At 35.1% G+C, this 7,451-nt stretch carries 4 protein-coding genes; all 4 read right to left on the bottom strand.

Annotated features, from left to right (window positions below; translation table 11 throughout):
• Positions 1–217: 217 nt before the first annotated feature.
• Positions 218–1,273 carry a virulence RhuM family protein gene (locus EKL97_RS08200; protein ID WP_126568624.1) on the bottom strand — a complete coding sequence of 352 codons (1,056 nt, stop codon included), beginning with the start codon at positions 1,271–1,273 and terminating at the stop codon, positions 218–220.
• Entirely contained in the window at positions 1,266–2,891 is a 1,626-nt protein-coding gene (locus EKL97_RS08195; RefSeq protein ID WP_126568623.1) for a class I SAM-dependent DNA methyltransferase, read from the bottom strand. The genes EKL97_RS08200 and EKL97_RS08195 overlap by 8 nt, the downstream gene beginning before the upstream one ends.
• Before the next feature lie 166 nt (positions 2,892–3,057).
• A complete protein-coding gene (tnpA, locus tag EKL97_RS08190) occupies positions 3,058–3,516 on the bottom strand; it encodes an IS200/IS605 family transposase (protein WP_126555909.1) in 459 nt (152 codons plus the stop codon).
• A gap of 166 nt (positions 3,517–3,682) precedes the next feature.
• Entirely contained in the window at positions 3,683–6,760 is a 3,078-nt protein-coding gene (locus EKL97_RS08185) for a type I restriction endonuclease subunit R (RefSeq protein WP_126568622.1), read from the bottom strand.
• Positions 6,761–7,451: the final 691 nt, after the last annotated feature.

Genomic DNA, 7,451 nt, shown 5'->3' with positions numbered 1-7,451 from the left:
ATTATTTTGTTTGACCCGGAAAGGGTCGAACGTCTATAAAAAAACATACTCCAAATTGGTTCGACCCCAAAGGGGTCGGATTCTCTACAAACACTTTTGCTATAAACATTGGACTCCTTCGGAGTCGTATAAACCAATAAATTACTCATATCTCAACCCCTTCAAATTATTCTGGATCCCTCTCCTTATTGATGCTGTTGTGCGATTATATCTTTTGTTATTCACTATCTGCATTGCCCAATTGTTTTTTAATTTCTTTGTCAAAATCGCTTTCAAAAAGGCGATCTTGAATGATTCTGTATTTTTCAAATTCGCTTTCGGCAAAAGTCTTGGCTATTTCAGCGGTTACTTTTCCTGCATCGGTAAGGATTTCGTGTTCATTAAATTGCAAAAAAGCGTCCAAACGCTTTGCCCAATCCTTCATGTACATTATTTTTTGTTTGTTGGCTTGCATTTCGGCATAATCCAGATACATGGTTACTATGCGGTTCAAACCGTCTAACTCTTCGCTATCCAAATAATTTTTGGCAATGCTTACATCTGTTTTTCTAATATAGCCGTCGGGTGCATTTTTCCAAGAAGTCAATCCCATATTTTGTTTGTTGGCATCAGCCCTGCCAGCAATAATTTCAGCTGCTGTTTTTTGAGTGATCGCCCAATGGAGTTTGTTTTGCACAACAGCAAAAAACTGTTTGGTTTCAGGACTGCTTATATCATAATCGGCACTACATTTGGCGTAGATATCTGTTATTTTTTGATAAAATCGTCTTTCACTCGACCGAATGTCTCTAATTCTAGCCAGTTGTTCTTCAAAGAAATCCTTACCAAATAATGTGTTTGGGTTTTTCAACCGTTCATCATTCATCGCAAATCCTTTGATAATGTATTCTTTGAGTACTTGTGTCGCCCAAATACGAAATTGGGTTGCTTGTGTCGAATTGACTCTGTATCCTACCGAAATTACCGCATCCAGATTGTAATATTTTACTTTTTTTTCTTGAGTTTTCCCTTCTATTGCGCCATGTGAAGTGGTATGTTCCAAAATGGAACTAACCCTATTTTCTTGTAGTTCTCCCGATTCAAAAACATTTTTAAGATGTTTAGTTACAGCAGGTCGTTGCACTCCAAACAACAGCGCCATTTTATCTTGTGTCAACCAAATGTTTTCATCCTTTAGAAAAATCTCCACTTTAACGCCTCCATTGGGCGTGTTGTAAATTAAAAACTCGGCAAAATAATTTTCTGGAACTGTTTTGATTATTTTTTTACTCATACTTCAACCCCTTTAAATTATTCTGAATTTCCATTTCCAAGATTATGCTTTCGCTGAAAAGTGTACTCAAATTGGTTTCAAAAGTTTTCATTTTGGCTTCAAATGCCGCTGGTGAAATATCGGTATATTCAATTTTTACTTCAAAATATTGTCCGGCACTCAACGAGTAGTTTTTGGCTTTGATGTCGTCATAGGAAACCACCACCGAGAAATCGTCCTTGGCTTCGTGCTGGTTAAAAGTGTCAATGATATAATCTTCTTCTTGTGGGGATAAAAGCGTTTTTTGGTTTTTGCCTTCTTTTACGGTAGTGCCCAGTTTAGAAGCATCCATTAGAACAATATCGCCTTTAGTGTTTGTTTTGTCTAGGAACAAAATAGAAACGTTGGTTCCTGTCGTGGCAAAAATATTACTCGGCATACTTACTACGCCACGCAGCATTTTTCGTTCCACCATTTGCTCGCGTATTTTGCGCTCAATACCACTTTGTGCCGTGATAAATCCAGTTGGTACTACAATCGCTGCTTTGCCTTTTGCGGTAAGCGAATACATAATGTGTTGTACAAACAACGGATAAATAGCCATACTGTCTTTCTTGGCTTTAGGAATATTGGGCATTCCTGCAAAAAAGCGTTCGTGGTTTTCTTTACTATCCAAATCCGCCACATAATCCGAGAAATCCAGCTTAAACGGGGGATTCGATACGATGTAATCAAACTGCTGCAGCCGTCCGTTTTTGTCTTTGTGGTACGGTTCGAGGATGGTGTTTCCTTTTACAATATTCGGGATGGAATGCACCAAATCGTTCAGAATTAAATTCAGTCGCAATAGGTTTGAGGACTTTTGCGAAATATCCTGAGAATACACCGTGCATTTGTCTTCACCAATCTGGTGAGCCAAGTTCATCAGCAACGTTCCGGATCCCGCCGAAGGGTCATAACAGGTTACATTGCTTACACTCTCACTAACCAAACAACGCGCCATGATTTTGGCTACGGCATGTGGTGTAAAATATTCAGCATATTTTCCGCCACTGTTGGTGTTGTAATCGCTGATTAAATATTCGAAAATCGTAGCGTAAAAATCAAACTTTTCATGAAAGATATTCTCAAAACTAAAGTTTATTAACTTGTTGATTATGGCTTTGCAAAAATCATCTCGCTTGTCCGTTACATATTTACTGATGTTTTCGAACAAGATAATTTTCTCGCCACCTTCAGTCAATACCGAGAATAATTCGCTGTTTTCTTTGGCGATATCCAGTAAGGTATTGTCAAAAATATCCGAGAAGTTGGCTTCATTTTGTCTTTCGAACAAACTGGAAATAAAATGCTTGGGTTGCAAGCGGGCGGTACTTTCGCTCATTTGCATCATCAGCATTTCGTAATCGTTGTCATTGTATGCTCTTAGAACCGCTTCCCAATTGTCGGCTTTGGCTATGTTGTCATCGAGTTGTTTTACTTCATGAACAAATTTGTCGTTCAAGAATTTATATAAAAATACTTGGGTGATAATCTTGAATTCGTTTCCGTCATTTCCCAAACCGTAATTGGCACAAACGCTTTTTAAATCGTCTATGAGGTTTTTGGTTTGCTTTTCAAACTGTATGGTGGTAGTCATTGTTATAATTATTTGAATCCTTAGGACTCGTTACTGTTTCATATTTTTACCCCGAAGGGGTTTTATGTTTGTAAAAAATAATCCGGCTGTTTGGTTCGACCCCGAAGGGGTCGTATGCATAACGCCTCATATTTTCTAAAAACATTTGACTCCGTTGGAGTCGATTCTATTCTATCCATTCAAATAGGTATTCATTTTTAAATTCAACTTGAAATTTCTCTAAAAAATCTATATATTCTTCTTTGAAACTACTTTTCCTGTGATGCTCTTTTTGATTGTTGATATATCCTATAACATTATCCAAAGAAGAATGACTATACGAAAAAGCCCCAAATCCTTCTTGCCATTCAAATTTATATCTACAAAATTCTTTTTCTTTTATAAAACTATTTGACGACTTTTTTATTTCTCTAACCAAATCGGACAAACAGCAAGTTGGCTTCATACCAATAAAAATATGAATATGATCAGGCATTCCGTTTATAGCCAACATTTTTTGGCCTTTGTTCTGAACGATTCCTGTAATGTATTTATATAATTCTTCTTCCCAAGTACTAGTAATTAATGCTTGTCTGTTTTTTACAGCAAACACAATTTGAATGTATATTTGAGAATAGGTACTCATAACTTTAAATTATTTATATTAGTTTATCCAGATACGAAATTGGGTTCCTTACAGCGATTTTACACGATAACCAACTGATAGTAAGAATATCTAAATTATAATGATTAGTAGGTTTTGTAGAAAAATCGAAAATTCCGATTTCAATAAACTCGCATTATAATTTCACTCATGATGCTGTTCTTCCATAAAACTCATTCATATATTCTTTTACTATCATTCCATTAATACGTTTGGTTGCAGTAGCATCCAGCGGGATGTTTTGTTTGTTTTTGAATTGGTCAATCACCAATCGCATCATCATTCGTTCTACAAAACTCTCGTTTTCCAGCATTTTCGAGTTTTGAATAATTTGTGCATCGACTGCTGCCTTCAATCCTTGCAAGGCTTCAAACAATTTACTTTCGCTATCCGTCAAAGGATCTTTTTCCATTAAGCGTTTGTGCAAGCGAGCGTATTTTTCGTCATTATCATACTTGGCCCGTAGCAATTGATTTTTTCGTTCTAATTCTTTGGCTTTGGTATAAATTTTTTCCAGCGCTGCAATGTTGCTTTCCATTTCTTCTTTGGTCACTTCATTCAAATTTTTCTTTTTGAATAAGCGTTCCAGTTCTTCTTTCAACGAAATAAATTCAGGTGCTTTTTGGTCGAAATTACCGCCTAACATTTCTCTGGTTTTTTGAAGAATGTTTTTGAGTTGGTCAGCCAATACCATTTCTTCCTCCTTGACTTTAACAAAAGCAAAAATAACATCTTCTAAGACAATGTTCAAAAGGTTTGAGGTATCAATATTGCTTTCTAAGGCTTCTTTTGCATTAATCAGTGCCAATCGATTATTAGCATCACGAGATAAAACGGTCAGCTTATGAAAATCAAGTTGTTCCAACAGTTCGTAATTCCCAGACAGTCGAATTAAATTATACAAACTCTTCGCATTATTCAGTACTCGTGTGATTCTTAGAATTTCACATCGGTCATTGATTTGCGTAATTTGTTGCGAGAAAATCTCAGCGTTCATCGTGTCAAAATGAAACAAGACGTCTTTAATTTCCTTTATTTCGGCATTAATTTCCTCTTGTGATTTAAAGATGTTGGAATAATGTTCCATTTCATCCCCTAATTCTGATTGCAATTCGTTGAAATAATCTTGGTTGGTCTTGTCAAATTCTTTTTGAATATCGGCAAAATCAACTACATAACCGTATCTGAACTCTTTGTAGGTTCTATTGACACGTGTTAAAGTTTGCAATAAATTGTGCGCTTTAATCACACGGCCAATGTATAATTTCTTTAATCGTGGTGCATCAAAACCCGTTAAAAGCATGTTGTATACAAACAAAAAGTCAATGGTTCCATCTTTAAATTCTTCTACTTTATTTTTGCGATCTTCTTTAGTGCCAATGTCATGAAGGATTACCGCAGCAGTGGTTACTTTGCTTTCTACTTTCTTTTTAGATCCATAACTTTCTGATGGTTCCGCAGCTTGCAACAACCCACTATTATTAGTATTATTTATAGCATATTTCGATTCGAATATTTCAAACAGCATTTTAGCTTGCTCGGAGGAATCACAAACCACCAAACCACCGATCGTATTATCGTTCATGGCAATTCTGGCTTTTTCGAAATCCTGAACAATATAGTCTAGCATCGGTTCCACAAACTTAGGATGCGCATATACAATTTTCTTGTCACCGTTACCTTTTAGGATTTCAATTTCTTCCAAGGCTTGTTTCAGTGTTAGCTTATAATTGGTTTCTATTTCTTCCCGAATTAAACGCAGCGTATATCCATCCGCTATGGAGGAATTGTAATAGTATTTATGAATGTATTCTCCAAATAAGGCTTTCGAATTGTAATCTGTACCTAATAACGGCGTTCCAGTTAAACCAATTTTAATCGCATTGGAATCCGATTCGTTAAGGTTGGCCAAGAAACTTCCTCTTGGGTTGTAGCTTCTGTGTACTTCATCTAAGAAATAAACGCGCTGTATGTTGAGTTGGTAATCCGTATTTCGAACTACATCAGGATCATCCTGAAATTTCTGGATATTAACAACCGTAATTTCCGCTTTACCAGAATTGTTATGAATTACACTAATTGATTTAATATCTCTTGCAAATTCTTCTCTTGAGTTCACATTATGAACGACTAAGCCTCTGCTTTTAAATTCTTTTCCTGCTTGAATTAATAGATCCAAGCGATCTACGATAAAATAGAATTTTGGGATAATCTTTTTACTTTGGAAATAATCCGTTAGATATTTAACGTTGTAATATGCCAAAGCTGTTTTTCCGCTTCCTTGCGTATGCCAAATAATGCCTTTTTTCACTCCTTCTTCCAGTTTGGCTTCTATCGCTTTAGTGGCAAAAAGCTGAGGGTAACGCATAATGTGTTTTTGCAAACCTTTTGATCCTTTGACATAGGCAATGGAATATTGCAGCATAAATTTCAAACGTTCTTTTTGAAACAACGATGTACAAATTCTGTTGGTGGGTGAATCTGGATTTTTATTCGTTATAAATTCAGGTGAGTTTTTAATACCAACGAGATTGTTATCCTTTAAAACTATGGTCTCATTCTCATCATCAAATGGTAAAAGAAGCGAAGCCATATCAAGTATTTTATCCTCTCTAAAATAATTAAATGATGGTTTCTCGTACGATGCTGTGGCATAAAAAGCCCCTTCAATTGGCATAGGCGAATTATTGTCATACTCCATATTGTTGGAAAAAACCATCAATTGTGTAATATTGACAAATTTTCTGAATTTTTTATTTTGAAAACGCGATTGAATGCGCTTATGTTCCGCCAAAATACCATCTTGGTTATTCGGTTTTTTTACTTCGATAAAAACCAGTGGCATTCCATTAATTAACAGCGTAATATCCGGTCTAAACTCTTCGTCGTCTTTTTTGCAAGTGAGTTCCGTTACAACATTAAAAGTATTGTTTTCGAAATTCTCAAAGTCAATTAATCGAAATCCAGACCTTTGCGTAATTCTTTCGTAAAACGCTTTTCCTAAATCTTCATTATCGAGCAACAGGAAAACTTCATCTAACAATCGTTTTGCATCAGAATGCTCAATTCCAGGATTAATTTTAGAAATACTGTCTATAAAAACAGTAGTAAAAATGTTGGTGTTTTCATCCCATACTGCATTTTTCAACGAAATGTACGTATATCCCAAACGGGTTAAATGGAGTACCGTGGGTATTTTTACTCTGGAATCTTCGTTGAATGTCATTAAGGGATTGATTTTAAATTAAAATCTGATAATTCGAATGCTAAAGTATCGAATATTTAATTAAAATGAATGAGGGAAACCGTAAAGAGAACAATTTTTTAACTAAATCCAATCGCGTTTGATGCGCTCTGCTTGCATTTGTGTAAATAAACGATTTTTTCATAAAACTTAACAATGCCTAAATTTGGAATTGTTGTATACTCCGAATTTTGTATTGACTCGAACAAAATAGAATTCTTTAACTCTATTTTTGGAATTGAAAGTGTTTTATTAAATGGAAAAAAATCTAAAAAATTTTCTTTTTCTGGAATTAAGATGAAATAAAACTATACGCCAAAGATTTGATATTAGAATTCTACTACAAAAAATTCAGCAAACGAGAAATCAAACTTTAAGTGAAGGAAAATGGCGTATTGCTCATGGAACAATTGGCGAAAACAAATAAAAAACAAAAACTTTTTTGGACGCTAACCAGAGCAACATCCGGAATTACACGCTATAAACTACTGAGTTTTACATTGGAGTACCTGAATTTATAAAACCCGTTCACTTGAATGTTTATAATTATTACCGTTCCAACTGTTATTTTATGTTTCTTTCCAAAAATAAACGGTACTTTAGGGTCACTTTTCTAAGCATATACACCCAACAATAAAGTCACATCTATAAAGAAAGATATCATTTAGCACTA

This window comes from Flavobacterium sp. LS1P28, assembly GCF_003970335.1.
In the GTDB taxonomy this organism is placed as follows: Bacteria; Bacteroidota; Bacteroidia; order Flavobacteriales; family Flavobacteriaceae; genus Flavobacterium.
This window is presented reverse-complemented; position numbering and strand designations above follow the sequence as displayed.

Excerpts from the sequence above, each read along its gene's own strand:
- EKL97_RS08200 (WP_126568624.1), bottom strand. The coding sequence starts at position 1,273 with ATGAGTAAAAAAATAATCAAAACAGTTCCAGAAAATTATTTTGCCGAG.
- EKL97_RS08195 (WP_126568623.1), bottom strand. The coding sequence starts at position 2,891 with ATGACTACCACCATACAGTTTGAAAAGCAAACCAAAAACCTCATAGAC.
- tnpA (WP_126555909.1), bottom strand. The coding sequence starts at position 3,516 with ATGAGTACCTATTCTCAAATATACATTCAAATTGTGTTTGCTGTAAAA.
- EKL97_RS08185 (WP_126568622.1), bottom strand. The coding sequence starts at position 6,760 with ATGACATTCAACGAAGATTCCAGAGTAAAAATACCCACGGTACTCCAT.